The sequence below is a fragment of the Arthrobacter ipis genome, from assembly GCF_014694315.1.
Taxonomy (GTDB): domain Bacteria; phylum Actinomycetota; class Actinomycetes; order Actinomycetales; family Micrococcaceae; genus Arthrobacter; species Arthrobacter ipis.
Window position 1 is genome coordinate 115463 of the sequence record NZ_JAAOXD010000002.1, and the last position, 13188, is coordinate 128650.

Sequence of the window (13188 nt, forward strand, 5' to 3'; positions counted from 1 at the left end):
TTCCCCCTATCGGATGGAACCCGTGTCATCCCTGATCAGCCGGAGAACGTCCGACGGCGGGCCCCCCTCCCGGCAGGGAATGTGCAGCGGACGGCTGAAATAGGCCCAGGGAAAGGATTGCTCCCCGATCCGTTGCCAGCCCTGCACTTCCAAGTCATGAATGGCCTTTGGGTTTGCAATGATCCGGGTATGTTCCCATTGCTCCGCTGACAGCTCGATACGGTGGAACCGCACACCGAACCCCACGGAATGCCATCCGAATTGCCCAATCTCCCGGAGCACGGTCATTTCGTTGAAGGCATTGACCGGGTAGAGACGCTTCACCGCCGCGACGTCATCATCAGCCGGTTGCTGCCGGTGCCCGAACCTCTGCTGGGCTGCCTGCTTGGAAACCCCCAGGATGCGGCCGATTGCTTCCCAGCTGTGGCCGGCGCGGCGGGCCGAGTCAACTGCGGACTGAAGGATGCTCCGCGTCTCTTCATGCGCACGGGCAGCCACTTCCAGGACCTCCCCGTACACATCCTCGCCACCGTCCAGCCGCTTGGAGAGCTCCGGGTTCGCATTCGCTACCGCCTGGGCGATGGCAGCCGACAAGGAGGCCGGATCCATGGCCTAGTTGTCCGCCTTGCGAATCCCCACAATGGCGGCCGACACCAGCAAAGCGCCACACACGAGCGCAATGACGGCCACAACCAGAACCAGGGCATTCACGCCCCCACTGGCCGTGAGAGCGAAATAGCCCGCCACCATGCCGAGCAGGGCGAGCAGTGAACCGCAGTAGGCAGCGAAACCGTTTTTCTGTCGAGTAGTCATGCCACCCATTACAGTCACACTCGCCATCACGCGTCAAGATTTCGTTGACGTCACCCATTTTGTTTCGCAGTCGTGAGTATTTAAGCAAAACGTTAGCCTAACGATTGGATTTATGCTGGCAGGCCGTGTTAGCTTCATGCCTGTGAATGGGGACACGCGGTCAATAGCCGCCAATTTGATGTCATGGGCTCGCGGCGTGGATGCGTCGAGTGGAGCGTGCAAAGTCGTGGTGATTGAGGATGCGTCATTGCTTCCAGACGTGGGAAGGCATGAATTCCTAACGCCAGCGGCGGCGGTCTTCGTGCCGGGCGGCGCACAGACTCCGGGTTCCGGCCAGCCATTGGCTGAGAGCAACGGCGGGCAGGTGTTCTCCTATGTCGGTGAGTTCCGGGATCCCGACGCCGATATTCAAATAGGTGAGGACTTCTACGTCCAGCAACAGTCCTACGCGGTTTCCGAGTTTGTTCCCGTCGGCGGCCCCACGATCCTGCGGGCATCCAGTGACATCGACGCGGCTGCGTTCTACCGGGATGCAGACAAGGCCCGTTCGGCGGGAAAGTTTCCTGCCGCGCTGCTCCATCCGCAGTCCCTCCTCGGAGACATGCCGTCCTTGGGCTTCATTCCCGGCTCGGCCGAGGTGAGCCACATCTATGTCGCCGGCTCGGGGGAAGTATTCACCTCGCCCTCGGGGATCCGCCTGGGGACCCTGGTTGACTCTGAACGAGGCTGGTCCCGAAGCTGGGTTTCGGGAATTACCGAGGTCGGGCTGCGGCCGGAAGTCGCCGATCGCCCGTGGATCAGCCACTACATGCTGGCGGCGGAATGCCCTCCGGCATGCCGCTGTCCGAGGGCTCCAGGACATGCGGGTGTCAGGTTTCGGCGGACATCTGGTACCGGCTCTAGACGGGACCGAAGTCCGTGTACCGGGGCAGTCATCGCTGCTCCTCTTCAACAGCAGCGTGGCCCATCTCCATGACGGTGCGACGTCGAAGACCTACAGGCTGGGTTCGGACGCTGCCAAGTTCGTTGACGTCATGCTGGCTATCGGTTCCGACGCAGCTGAGGCGGCCCGGATATTGGGCTGCCCGGAGTCGGTGGCTGAAGAATCCATCCGTCAGATCGAGAATTCGTTCAATGCCAAGGGCATCCGGTTCGGTTCCGTCCAAGCCGCGGGCCTCTGATGGCAACGCTTCTGGAAAACATCAACGGCCGGGCAGCCACGGTCCTAAGAGAGCTCACCGACGTTGCTGTCCACGACATCTACGATCCTCTCGGCGCAAGGCTGTATGACGCCGTCGCCCTGCAGGACGGCCACGAACTGCGCGAAATGATCGCCATTGCCCGCCGTACCACCGGGCCGATCCTGGAGTTGGCGTGCGGTGCCGGGCGCTTCACGTTGCCCCTCCTGGCTTTGGGCAGGGAAGTTACGGCGGTTGATCTGTCACCGTCGATGCTGGCCATATTGTCCGAACGGCTGGACGCCGGCTACGCGCATTTGCGGAACAAGCTGACACTGGTTGAGGGCGACATCTGCAACTTCGATCCGGGACTGAAGTTCAGCACGGTCATCTTCGGTTGTGTGACGGTGTCGCTCCTTGACTTCGGTGCCCGCAGCCGGCTGTTCCGGAACATGGCGTCCGTCCTGGCACCGGAAGGCCGGTTCTTCCTCTCCACCACCGTCCCTGAGGGCGACGCCAGCCTCGCCGCCCCCGGAACCCCCGTCGAGAACGTGCAACTGGTCAAGGACTCGGCCGGAATGCCTTATCGCCTTCACGAATACATCGTGCCGGACAGGAGCATCCGTGAAATCACCCTCATTCCGGAGGACACCGACACCAGCAGCCCGGTGAACGTTTTCACTACCGCCGTCCGGGTTCTGCCTCCGCACCAGCTGGCCACGGAGCTGCAAGCAAACAACCTGGCAGTCCTGGCCACGCATTCGGTGAAAACGCCCGGGTCAGCGCATCAGATCGTCATTCTGGAGGTGGGGCACCGTGTCTAGCGCGCTCTGGCCGTCACTACAGCCGTTGATGGAAACGAACCTGCCTTCAGCCGGGGTGGTGTCTGCTTCCGGTCACAGAGTCAGGTTCGGGAACGGCGATGAAGTCCTCTGCGCAACCAGCGGCCTTTGGAACGTAAACCTGGGTTATGGCAATGCGGCTATCGCGGCCGCCGTTCACAAGGCGCTCCTTCACTGCTCCTACTCCACTCTGTTCCGGCAATGGAACATGGCCGCGGAGGAAGCAGCGACTGCCCTGCTGGATGCTGCCGGCCAGGACCGCTTCGGTAGGGTGATTTACTCCACCTCTGGGAGCGCGGCCAATGACCTGGTCATGAAACTGGCCAGACAAACGCAGGACCTCCGGGGGTTTCCCCAGAAACAACTGGTTGTGGCGTTGCGGGGCAGCTATCACGGCCTAACCTACGGCAGTTTCTCGCTCACCGGCGAAGACCTGGGCCAGCGACTCTACGGGGTAGATCAAAAGCTTATCCGCCACATCGGCCATGACTCCATCGAGGAACTTTCCACCCTGATGTCCCTGCAGGGCAACCGTATCGCCGCGGTCGTGGTTGAGCCGGTCCTGGGCACCGGCGCCTACCCGGTGCCGGACGATTTCCTCAAGGCACTGTTTGGCTTCCGGGAGGAGTATGGGTTCCTCGTCGTGGCAGACGAGGTAGCCACCGGTTTCGGCAGGACCGGGGCGATGTTCGCCTCCGAGGCCTGGCCTCAGGGACCGGATGTCCTGATCACGTCGAAGGGCCTCACCAACGGCGCCTGCGCCGCAGCGGCAGTCCTGACGTCACAGGACATAGCCGGGCTTTTCGTGACCTCCGGCAGCGTTTTCACCCACGGTGAGACGCAGGCGGGAACACCGGCCACGGCTGCTGCGATCGTCGCCACGCTGTCCGAGTTCGAACGCCTCGACGCCCTTAACAGCGGCGTGAAAGTATCACGGCAACTCGACACTGCGATCCACGACCTGATGGCCAGCAACCCATCGGTCACGGCCCACCGCGGGCGGGGATGTTTCCGGGCGTTGGAGGTGGCGGGACCAGACGGCTCGCCGGTCGCCGGCCCGGGCATAGCCTCCCTCCTCGGGAGCATTCGTCGGGCCGGGGCCCGCGTGTATCCGGGACCGCGGGGCATTCAGCTGATCCCGTCGCTGACGTACTCCGAGGAGGAAATCAGGGAGCTCTTCGAATCGATTGCTGCGGGCCTGGCAGAATTCGCTGTCTCGGGGAAAAGCTGATGAGTAGCACAGTGCGCACGGTGCCCGCTGGGCCCTGGATGTTCACCTCCATGCCCGACTTCGTCCACTGGGTGAGCGGCTCGGTCCGGGGATGGCCGGACCTTCCTGTCCTGACGGTCATCGACCCGGCAATCCCGTCATCCCCCGGGGGGCAACAACTGTTGCAGCAGCTGCAGGGTGCGGCGGATCTGTTCTGCGTTCCGCCCGCGTTGGACGAAGCCGCCTTGCTGCGTACGGCGGAACGGGCCCCCCGGGCGAAAGTAGTCGTGGGAATAGGCGGCGGCGCCGCGATGGACACGGCCAAGCTGATGGCAGCCATCTGGCATCCGGGACACAGGATGGCCATAACATCCCGGTCCCGGTCCGGCCATGTAGTCCTCCCGGACGGACCATCACGCGGGAACGCCCTTGGACTGGTACCTACAACCGTGGGCACCGGCTCGGAGTCCTCAATGAGCGCCTGCCTTACCCAGGGCGCCCGCAAGCGGCTCATCTCAGGTTCGGGGCTCCGGGCGGACGCCGTGCTCCTGGACTCCGGCTTGACCGCGACACTGCCCGTCGGCATGCTCCTGGCCGGGGCCCTCGAGGCGATTTTCCGGCTTTCTACACCATTCGTCATGACTGCCACACCGCGGCGTTCGGCCGATTCCCTCGCCCTGGCATCGATCCGCGCCCTCGTCGAGGCCGGCAACGAGGCCAGGACATTGGACCCGGGAAAAGAGACCGCACGCGCGAACCAGGTGCGCCGGGACATTGCCGAACTCAGTTCTTTCTCCCAAACGGGGTGGAGCAGCCTCGGCCGCCATTCCTATGGAACACTCCCCTGGATCATCGCAACCGAGCTATCCATGGCCTATGGCATGTCAAAGATGGACGTGGTGGCAGCGATACTCCCGACCTACTGGCAAAGGATCGACACCGGAGATGCACGGTTCGGCTCCTCGGACCGCCTCAGGGACGTGGGCCAAGCACTGGCGGCTTCAGCCGGGACACCCGCCAGGAGCCCGGTCGGAGCCCTCGAAGATGTTCTGTCGCAATGGGGGCTGACCCGGCCCTTGCCGCTACAGCTCTCTGACATTCATCACATCGCACAGCAGATTTCGCGCGCCTGGGGAGGTGGCCTTCCAATGTTGCAGGGCCTGACCTCCGCTGATGTCGCGGCTTTCCTCGCGGAAGCCGCCGGCGCGCACACGATGGGGGGACGTGCAACCGGTGCGGCCTAGAGGACCATTCGAAAGGGGGGAAAAGAATGAACACGGAGATGACTAACCTGCCGCTGGATCTGGATGTCGCAGAGCTGGAAACGATGGAAGCACCCGATTTCTGGGGCGGCTTCGTCGTAGGCGTCGGTGCTGGCATCGCAGCACTCGGCACCGCAGCGGCCATCGTTGCACTGACCTAACCACCGCAAGAACAAAAGAAACGGATGTCGAACATGCTTGAACTGATGGATGCGTCGGCCACTCCCCTGGACCTCGCGATCGACGAGCTGGAACAGCTCGAAGCTCCGGGATTCTGGGACACGGCAGCCGGCTTCGGCGCAGGAGTGCTCGTCGGCGCCGCATTGGTTGGCGGCGGCGTGCTGATCCTGACCTGATCTGACGCTGCAGCAGGCGACGTGGAGCCGGCCACCGGCTCGGTTCCACGTCGTCTGCAGGCTGCGACTCAGGAAAACCGATTAAACCGCAAAGAAAGCCTCAACATCCGTGGTCAACATTCTGGAATTCGATAACTTCTCCAAGACGTTCAACGGCCGGGAAGTCGTAAAGAACCTCAGCTTCACCGTCCAACAGGGCCGCATCGTTGGCCTGCTGGGAAAAAATGGAGCCGGAAAATCAACTTCCCTTCGGGGGGCGCTGGGACTAATCCGCCCAACATCGGGGCACGCCCGGATCCTGGGAGGCTCCTTTGCCGAACTCGGAACGCAGGCCAGGCGGATCGGGGTGAGCATCGAAGGCGTTGGCCACACACCCGATGCCACTGTCGCCCGGGACCTTCGGGTCTGCACCCAACTCCTGGGTCTGCCTGCATCCCGCGCGGACGAAGTACTGGATCTAACCGGGCTCGATCATGCCCGCAATTTTCCGGTCAAGAAGCTTTCCACCGGAATGCGGCAACGGCATTCACTCGCGGTGGCCATGCTCGCCAACCCGGATGTGCTGATTCTGGACGAACCAACCAATGGGCTGGACCCTGAAGGCATCCACTGGTTGCGGACCTTCCTGCGCAGACGGGCAGAGGGAGGCAGCACAGTCCTGCTTTCGAGTCACATGCTTGCAGAAGTGGAACAGACCGTGGACGACGTGGTCATCCTTCAACAAACGCTCCGCTATTCCGGGTCCCTGCATGACCTGACTTCCAGCGGCACGCGACGGCTCGAGGAATGCTTCTTCGAGCTGGTTCCCCCCACCGACTCTTCACTCGCGGAAGCGGCAAAAAATGCTTAACGGAATCGCATCCGAACTGACCAAACTCCGCACCGGCTACACCTTCCTGGCCTTCATGATGGCCGGCATAGTTTTCGTCGTCATCGCCAGCTGGGGCATTCTCACATCCGCCCATGAGGCGGCAGCAGGAACTGCCCTCGATGCGACCTGGGCAACCATCGAAGTTATTCGCGGCTGGTTTGCCTTGTCCCTGGTAATCGCTATGTTCGGCGCGTACTTCGTGGCCCGCGACTTCGCCCAGGGCACGGCGGCTCGCTCAATCGTTATGGGCGGCGGGAGACGGGCGTATGTCACCAGCAAGCTAGCGGCGGGTGCGGTGATCGGCGCCATCGGTGCCGGAATCGGGGCCGCCTTGTCCCTGCCCTCAGCCTGGCTGCTCCTCCTGACCGAAGGCCTGCATCCATCCGTTACGCACACAGGATGGATGGTGCTCATCGGCTGTGCAGCAGTCAACTTCGCCGCGGGCATCTGGGGCGTCTGCCTTGGCCTGCTGGTGCGGAACACTATCGCCAGCCTGGTGACGGTCTTCGGACTCTGCCTTGTGGTGGAGCCAGGCGTCCAGGCGATCGCACCGGCCGCCGGACGGCTCCTGATGACCAACGCCATGGGATCCCTGTATCTGGATCCCCGTTCAGGACTGCTCGAGGTCCCCCAGGCCAGCATCACAGTGCTCGTGTGGCTTCTGGTCCTTGGCTTGGGCGGGTACTTCGTCACCATGAAGAAGGACCTGACGTAGGTTGGCATCGACGCAATCGCCGGCGCCGTCCGGGCCCCGCATTCCGCAACTACGAAGTGGCCTGGATATAACGGCCTCGGGACAAGACTGGACTGTATCCGATGCCGGGGGGCGGATTTTTCGAGTTTCCGCAGACGTTGCCGCGCTCCTGAAATCCGTCGACGGCGTCCGGACACCCCCGGAACTGGCAGGACACCTGCTTCGGCAGACAGGGCGGCAATGGACGTCCGAAGCAGTTGCCCAGGCACTCGAGGCGTTCTCCGCCAAAGGCTGGATCGAAGACGGCACCACACAACTCGGGAAACCACGGCGGATCCGCTTTGTCCCACCCTTGACGCTCCAGATCGCATTCTTCAGCCCCGCACCGTTCCTAAGCCGTATCAAGCCATCACTCGACAAGCTAATCGGGACGAGGATGGTCGTCATCTACGCCCTGATCATGTTTGCGGGTGCGGTGGTGCTGGCCGCCTCCTCGCGAGACGTCTGGCACGCCCTGACCACACCGCTGCCACTGTCCACCTACCTTGCAGTCATCGTGGCCGTGATGCTCTCAACGATGCTGCACGAGATGGGACATGGGGCAGCCCTGACAGCCTTCGGCGGCAAGCCCCGCCAAATAGGTTTCATGCTCTTCTACCTCACCCCGGCGTTTTTCTGTGACGTCTCCGACGGCTGGCGGCTGGATTCGAAGTGGAAAAGGGTGTCAATCGCGCTGGCAGGCATTGCCACCCAGGGCGTCCTTGCCGGGACGGCGAGTCTTCTATCCCTCGCAGCGGGCTCACCGGAGATCAGGTCGGGACTCCTCGTCTATGCCGTTCTCGGATACACCTCCGGGATCATCAACCTCGTTCCTTTCGTCAAACTGGACGGGTACATAGCCCTGATGTCATACCTGAACGTCAGCCACCTGCGTGACAAATCGCTGCGGGACGCACGCCGCATGATCTCCCGTGGACTTTTCGGCCATGCGACCCCCTATGAACTGCCTCCGCTTCGACGGTTCAAGGCATACGGGGTGCTGTGCATGCTTTTCCCCGCCTATCTGATCATCGCGGCTTTGTCCCTTTGGCTCGATGTGATCGCCAAGTTCGGCGGCTGGGGAGCGGTGATAGCCCTCCTCATCGTGGCCCTCGTCCTTGGACGGGCCGTTGCCGGGTACGTCAACGTTGTCAAAGAAGGCTGGGACCGGCAGCGATCGAAACTGCGAATAGTGACCGTGACTGTTCTGCTGACGGCGGCAACCGCAGTCTCCGCCGCCTACGTGCAGGTACCTGCCACCATCGAGGCCGGCTTCGTCAACGACGCCTCCGGGCCGGGAGTTGTCTTCGACGACGCAGACTCAGTTCCCGCCCTCCGCGCCGGGCAGGTGGTTGAGATCTACGGCTCCGGCCTGATCAGCGCCCGTCAGATCGGTACCCTCAGCGTGGAGAACGCCCAGGCCGGCACACGATTGGTGCCCCTGGACGCCATTGCGCCCGTCACCATCGACGGCGCCCGGCTCAACGCAGTAGTGATCCCCCTTAAAGGCCAGGAGGCCAGCCTCCTACCGTCGTCCGGAACCACGCGCATCCATCTCGGCAACAAGAATCCCTACCAGTGGTTCAGTGAAAAATACATCCGCCCGGCCATGGCCGCCATCTTGGGAGGGCCCACGACCGGCCAATCCTGAGTTTGGTTTGGGAAGCCCGTAGGCCGCCCCGGGAGGGGTCTCGTCAGCGCCCGGCCGCGCGAGTACCTTTGTGCCATGACGGAAGACTTTGACCTATACGCGGACGAGTCGCAGGAAATGGCCGATGATCCGCGCCGAATCGGGTACTGGTTTTTCAGGGCGCTGCATGACAGGGCAATGAACCTGGACGACCTGCACCTGATCGTCACGCCGGAGTCCCGCCCGTTGTGGGGAGGCTTCGAAATCGCCGCCGCCCTGCTGGACTCCATGGAGGATCCCGGCATGCTCCCGGAAGCCGTCTACGCCCACGGGGACCTCGAGGTCTGCTACATGCGAGTTATCCGGGAAGCAAAGGAACATACGTTCATCACACCGGTCACCAACCTGGACGACCCGCTGTTGATCACGCTCGTGTGGCGGCCCGACCACGGCCGGTGGATGGTCCACGGCTTCGGTGACATGGTGCACCCGGACAGGGTGCCCCGCGGGGCCTAGGCCTTACGGCTTCTCCATCGAGCCGTCGGCAGCGTCATCGTCCACCCATTCGAGCAGGTCGCCCGCCTGGCAACCGAGGACCCGGCACATCGCGTCCAGCGTGCTGAAGCGGACCGCCTTGGCCCGGCCGTTCTTCAGCACCGCCACGTTGGCCGGGGTGATCCCGACCCGCTCGGCGAACTCCCCCACGCTCATCTTGCGTTTGGCCAGCTCCACGTCGATGCGCACCACAATGGCCATCAGATCACCCCTTCCATGTCCGTCCGCAATGACGTCGCCTGCCGCAGCAGGTCCCGCATCACCACGATCAGCAGAACCAGCACCGCACCGATCAGCGTGGTGCCGATCAACACTGCCGGCAGCCCGGGATCGCGCAGCTCGGGGGTGAAATAGATGTACGCGACGAGGGAACCGGCCATGGACGCCAGCACCAGCCACGCCACGACGAATGCCCACATGATCACGTCCACCCACCGCAGCGAGGCCGCCGTGAAGATCCGGTCACGCTGGACCAGGGTCAGCAACCGCCAGATGCACACGATCACAACCTGCAGGCAGACGGCTTCCAGTTCCCAGAACAGCAGCATCGGCCACCGCCAGGGATCCGCCCCCGGCCCTTCCTCGGCTGTGGAGAGAAACTGGCCCGGGAACGACATGACCTGAGTCACCAGCAGCCCAAGGAACACCATTACCAGCAGGACCCTGAGCGGAAGGACCAATCGACTAACGATAGACATGGCCCAATACTCTGATTATTTCTATCGAAAGTCAATATGACGTGCCCTTGTCAGCCGTCCGCGCTCCTGAAGGCCTTCGAAGCTAGACTGGCAGCCGATGAAGACTGGGGATAATCTTTCAGGCCGATTGAACGCGCCGCTGCTGCACCGGGCAGCCACCTGTTGCCTGCTGCTCGCTGCCGTGACAGCGTTGGCAAATCTGGGCGGCTTGGTACTGGTAATTGCGAGAGGCGTGCTGCCGGGCTGGGCTGTCAGCGCCATGCTGCTCGTAGCCTCACTGGCCCTGCTCCTGATCAGCCGCCGCGCGGCTGGAGGAGTGAGCAGGACCCGCCGAAACGCGCTCATTAGTTTGTTGCACCGGCTGGCGGTCTTCGGCGTGGGAGTGAGCAGCCTGACGGGGCGCTGGGTGACCTGAGCGCCACCTACCACGTGCTCGAACCAGTGGGCCCGAACGGCTGCCGGGCCGTTGCGCGCGAGTACTCTTTCCTCTTCGCGGGCAGCGGTCAAGTGTATGCGGTGGATCCCATCGGAATCGGGACACGGGTGGGCTCCTGGACTACGGACGCCGGCTACGAACCAATCGCTGACGGCTCCTATACGCTGCGCTGGGACTCTGGCGGCGGCATCCTGAGACTCATGGGCGGGATCGATCCTGTACGGCCGGCGCTGCACGCGGTCACATGCGGTTGAACACCCACACGCGAAAGGCAAGGAGAACCAATCCCCTTGCCACTTTCAGGATATAGCCCGCCAGGGGACTTGCCGCAAGGCCCCTACCCTCAACCAGAATGGTTGGCCGCAGCTAAATTTTGGATTGGGGTTTCACATGTTTGACGTGATCATTAGCGGCGGCGGGCCGACGGGGATGATGCTGGCCAGCGAGTTGCGGCTGCACGGCGTGGACGTGCTCGTGCTGGAGAAGGACGCTGAGCCGACGAACGCGGTCCGTTCGCTCGGCCTGCACCCGCGCAGCATCGAGATCATGGACCAGCGCGGCCTGCTGGACCGGTTCCTCGCACAGGGGCAGCAGTACCCGGGGGTCGGCCGTTTCGCCGGGATCGACAAACCCCTGCCGGCGGACCTGGACACTGCACACGGCTACATCCTCGGCATCCAGCAGCCGGTCACCGACCGTCTGCTGGCGGAGCGCGCCGTCGAACTTGGTGCGCAGGTCCGCCGGGGCTGCGAGGTGAAGGGCTTCGAGCAGGACGACGACGGCGTGACCGTCGAACTCGCCGACGGCACACAAGAACGCTCCCGCTGGCTGGTCGGCTGCGACGGCGGACGCAGCCTTGTGCGCAGGCAGCTCGGCATCGGTTTCCCCGGCGACCCTGCCACGAACGAGTGGATCCACAGCGAGATGGAGGTGACCACGCCGCCGGACGAGCTTGCCAAAGTGGTGGACGAGGTCCGCAAGACGCACAGGGGGTTCGGCGTCGGCCCGGCCGGGAACGGGCTGTTCCGCGCCGTGGTGCCTGCGGCAACCGTGGCCGAGGACCGCTCGGTCCCGCCGACCCTGGAGGAGCTCCGGACCCAGCTGCGGGCCCATGCCGGGACCGACTTCGGCGTCCATTCACCGCGCTGGATAACGCGCTTCAGCGACGCCACCCGGCTGGCCGAGCAGTACCGCGCGGGCCGGGTGTTCCTCGCCGGCGACGCGGCGCACGTCCACCCGCCGCTGGGAGGGCAGGGGTTGAACCTCGGCATCCAGGACTCCTTCAACCTCGGCTGGAAGCTGGCCGCCGAAATCAACGGCTGGGCGCCGCCAGGGCTGCTGGACACTTACTTCGCCGAGCGCCAGCCGGTCGCCGAAGGCGTGCTGACCATCACCCGCGCCCAAAGCGAACTGATCTCCCCCGAGCCCGGCCCGCAGGCCGTGCGCCGCCTGCTGGCCGAGCTGATGGACTTCGAGGACGTCAGCCGGTTCCTGGCCGAAAGGATCGCCTCGATCGGGGTCCGGTATGACTTCGGCGAAGGGCCCGGGCTGCTCGGCAGACGGCTGCGCGACATCCCCCTCTCGCGGGGCCGGCTCTACGAGCTCACCCGCGAAGGCCGCGGACTCCTGCTCGACCAGACCGGCAGACTCTCCGTGACGGGCTGGACGGACCGGGTCAGCCACGTCGCGGACACAAGCGGGGAACTGGACGCGGCCGCGGTCCTGCTCCGGCCGGACGGCCACGTCGCCTGGATCGGCGAAGACCAGGACGGGCTGCTCCCCCACCTTAAGAGATGGTTCGGGGCCGCTTCCGGGGACAGCGAAGACGGTTAAGTCCGACGACGGCGGCTGGCTTTAGGCCGACGCCGGGCGGTACCGCAACAGGGCATTGCCGGATCCCGGGAACGCCCGAACGTCCAACAGGGAAAGGTCTGCAGGCCGGAGGAACAGGGGCAAGCCTGCAGCGAGGGCACCCGGACTGACGGTCAGATGCAGTTCGTCGATGAGCCCTTGGGCCAGCAGGCCGTTCCACATAATGCGGCTGCCGAAGATCAGGATGTCTCCGGTCCCGTTGAGTTTTTCCTGTTCCAGCCACGCGCCGGCTTCGTCCCGTCGGATGACGGTGGTGGTGGCCGCCCAGGGGTGGTCCGCCGGGAGAGTCAGGGAGTCCGACACCACTACCTTGGCGACGCGATCGTAGAGGCGGCTGATTTCCCGGTTGTCCGGACTCAACGCGCGGTTGCTGGGGTCCTCGTCAGCGTCAGCGATGGATGGCCAGTAGGCGCCGAACCCTTCAAAGGATGTTCGGCCCAGCAGCACCGTTCCCGCCGACCGCAGCCGTTCAAGGTTGTAGGCGTCGAAAGTCTCGTCCATGTTCAGCACCGTCGGGTTCCCGCTTTCGTCAGCGTAGAAACCGTCCAGGGAGACGATGTTGTTCACAACAGTCCGGCGCATACACGAATCCTAGACGACTCCGAGGTATGGCGGCCGACAGTGGACACCTAGGCAGTACTATCCGCTGCCGACCGGTTCAAGTCTTTGCCAACGTCCTTGGAAGAAAGATGGAGTTCCTTGGAACGTCCCAGGAAACAGTGGTACGCACCC

General features: G+C 63.8%; 18 protein-coding genes. 13 read left to right on the top strand and 5 right to left on the bottom strand.

The window, feature by feature from the left end; translation table 11 throughout:
* Positions 1–6: 6 nt before the first annotated feature.
* A complete protein-coding gene (locus tag G9E11_RS06005; RefSeq protein ID WP_190603865.1) occupies positions 7–609 on the bottom strand; it encodes a hypothetical protein in 603 nt (200 codons plus the stop codon).
* Positions 610–612: 3 nt separating this feature from the next.
* Positions 613–813, bottom strand: a complete 201-nt coding sequence (locus tag G9E11_RS06010; RefSeq protein WP_190603867.1) for a hypothetical protein — start codon at positions 811–813, stop codon at positions 613–615.
* Between the two features lie 178 nt (positions 814–991).
* On the opposite strand from G9E11_RS06010, the gene mpaB reads away from it, so the two are divergent.
* The 11 genes from mpaB (at position 992) to G9E11_RS06065 (ending at position 9411) form a co-directional block, all read left to right on the top strand.
* Positions 992–1789, top strand: a complete 798-nt coding sequence (mpaB, locus tag G9E11_RS06015; RefSeq protein ID WP_311764312.1) for a daptide biosynthesis RiPP recognition protein — start codon at positions 992–994, stop codon at positions 1787–1789.
* Positions 1773–1994, top strand: a complete 222-nt coding sequence (locus tag G9E11_RS06020; protein ID WP_190603871.1) for a hypothetical protein — start codon at positions 1773–1775, stop codon at positions 1992–1994. The genes mpaB and G9E11_RS06020 overlap by 17 nt, the downstream gene beginning before the upstream one ends.
* The gene (gene mpaM, locus G9E11_RS06025; RefSeq protein ID WP_190603873.1) at positions 1994–2815 is read left to right on the top strand and encodes a daptide-type RiPP biosynthesis methyltransferase; all 822 of its coding nucleotides are present in this window, start codon (positions 1994–1996) and stop codon (positions 2813–2815) included. The genes G9E11_RS06020 and mpaM overlap by 1 nt, the downstream gene beginning before the upstream one ends.
* Positions 2808–4064, top strand: a complete 1257-nt coding sequence (mpaD, locus tag G9E11_RS06030) for a daptide-type RiPP biosynthesis aminotransferase (protein WP_311764304.1) — start codon at positions 2808–2810, stop codon at positions 4062–4064. Before mpaM ends, mpaD begins: the two co-directional genes overlap by 8 nt.
* Positions 4064–5287 carry a daptide-type RiPP biosynthesis dehydogenase gene (gene mpaC / locus G9E11_RS06035; RefSeq protein WP_190603875.1) on the top strand — a complete coding sequence of 408 codons (1224 nt, stop codon included), beginning with the start codon at positions 4064–4066 and terminating at the stop codon, positions 5285–5287. Before mpaD ends, mpaC begins: the two co-directional genes overlap by 1 nt.
* A gap of 38 nt (positions 5288–5325) precedes the next feature.
* A complete protein-coding gene (locus G9E11_RS06040) occupies positions 5326–5466 on the top strand; it encodes a daptide-type RiPP (protein WP_190603877.1) in 141 nt (46 codons plus the stop codon).
* 24 nt (positions 5467–5490) lie between these two features.
* The gene (locus G9E11_RS06045; RefSeq protein WP_190604254.1) at positions 5491–5661 is read left to right on the top strand and encodes a hypothetical protein; all 171 of its coding nucleotides are present in this window, start codon (positions 5491–5493) and stop codon (positions 5659–5661) included.
* Positions 5662–5770: 109 nt separating this feature from the next.
* The gene (locus G9E11_RS06050) at positions 5771–6511 is read left to right on the top strand and encodes an ABC transporter ATP-binding protein (protein ID WP_190603879.1); all 741 of its coding nucleotides are present in this window, start codon (positions 5771–5773) and stop codon (positions 6509–6511) included.
* Complete coding sequence (locus G9E11_RS06055; protein ID WP_190603881.1) at positions 6504–7247, top strand: ABC transporter permease; 744 nt, start codon at positions 6504–6506, stop codon at positions 7245–7247. The genes G9E11_RS06050 and G9E11_RS06055 overlap by 8 nt, the downstream gene beginning before the upstream one ends.
* A gap of 1 nt (position 7248) precedes the next feature.
* The gene (gene mpaP / locus G9E11_RS06060; RefSeq protein WP_311764305.1) at positions 7249–8916 is read left to right on the top strand and encodes a daptide biosynthesis intramembrane metalloprotease; all 1668 of its coding nucleotides are present in this window, start codon (positions 7249–7251) and stop codon (positions 8914–8916) included.
* A 75-nt stretch (positions 8917–8991) separates the two neighbouring features.
* Entirely contained in the window at positions 8992–9411 is a 420-nt protein-coding gene (locus G9E11_RS06065) for a hypothetical protein (RefSeq protein WP_190603885.1), read from the top strand.
* Between the two features lie 3 nt (positions 9412–9414).
* Here the strand turns inward: G9E11_RS06065 and G9E11_RS06070 are convergent, their stop codons facing one another.
* Both G9E11_RS06070 and G9E11_RS06075 read right to left on the bottom strand, forming a co-directional pair.
* A complete protein-coding gene (locus G9E11_RS06070; protein ID WP_190603887.1) occupies positions 9415–9651 on the bottom strand; it encodes a helix-turn-helix domain-containing protein in 237 nt (78 codons plus the stop codon).
* Positions 9651–10148 carry a DUF2975 domain-containing protein gene (locus G9E11_RS06075; protein ID WP_190603889.1) on the bottom strand — a complete coding sequence of 166 codons (498 nt, stop codon included), beginning with the start codon at positions 10146–10148 and terminating at the stop codon, positions 9651–9653. Before G9E11_RS06075 ends, G9E11_RS06070 begins: the two co-directional genes overlap by 1 nt.
* 97 nt (positions 10149–10245) lie before the next feature.
* On the opposite strand from G9E11_RS06075, the gene G9E11_RS06080 reads away from it, so the two are divergent.
* Positions 10246–10563 (top strand): hypothetical protein, encoded by a 318-nt coding sequence (locus G9E11_RS06080; RefSeq protein ID WP_190603890.1) that lies wholly within the window; start codon positions 10246–10248, stop codon positions 10561–10563.
* A gap of 411 nt (positions 10564–10974) precedes the next feature.
* Positions 10975–12417, top strand: coding sequence for a rifampin monooxygenase (gene rox, locus G9E11_RS06085; RefSeq protein ID WP_190603892.1), 1443 nt, complete (start codon positions 10975–10977; stop codon positions 12415–12417).
* A 21-nt stretch (positions 12418–12438) separates the two neighbouring features.
* On the opposite strand, the gene G9E11_RS06090 is transcribed toward rox, so the two are convergent.
* Positions 12439–13038 (bottom strand): dihydrofolate reductase family protein, encoded by a 600-nt coding sequence (locus tag G9E11_RS06090; protein WP_190603894.1) that lies wholly within the window; start codon positions 13036–13038, stop codon positions 12439–12441.
* Between the last annotated feature and the right edge of the window lie 150 nt (positions 13039–13188).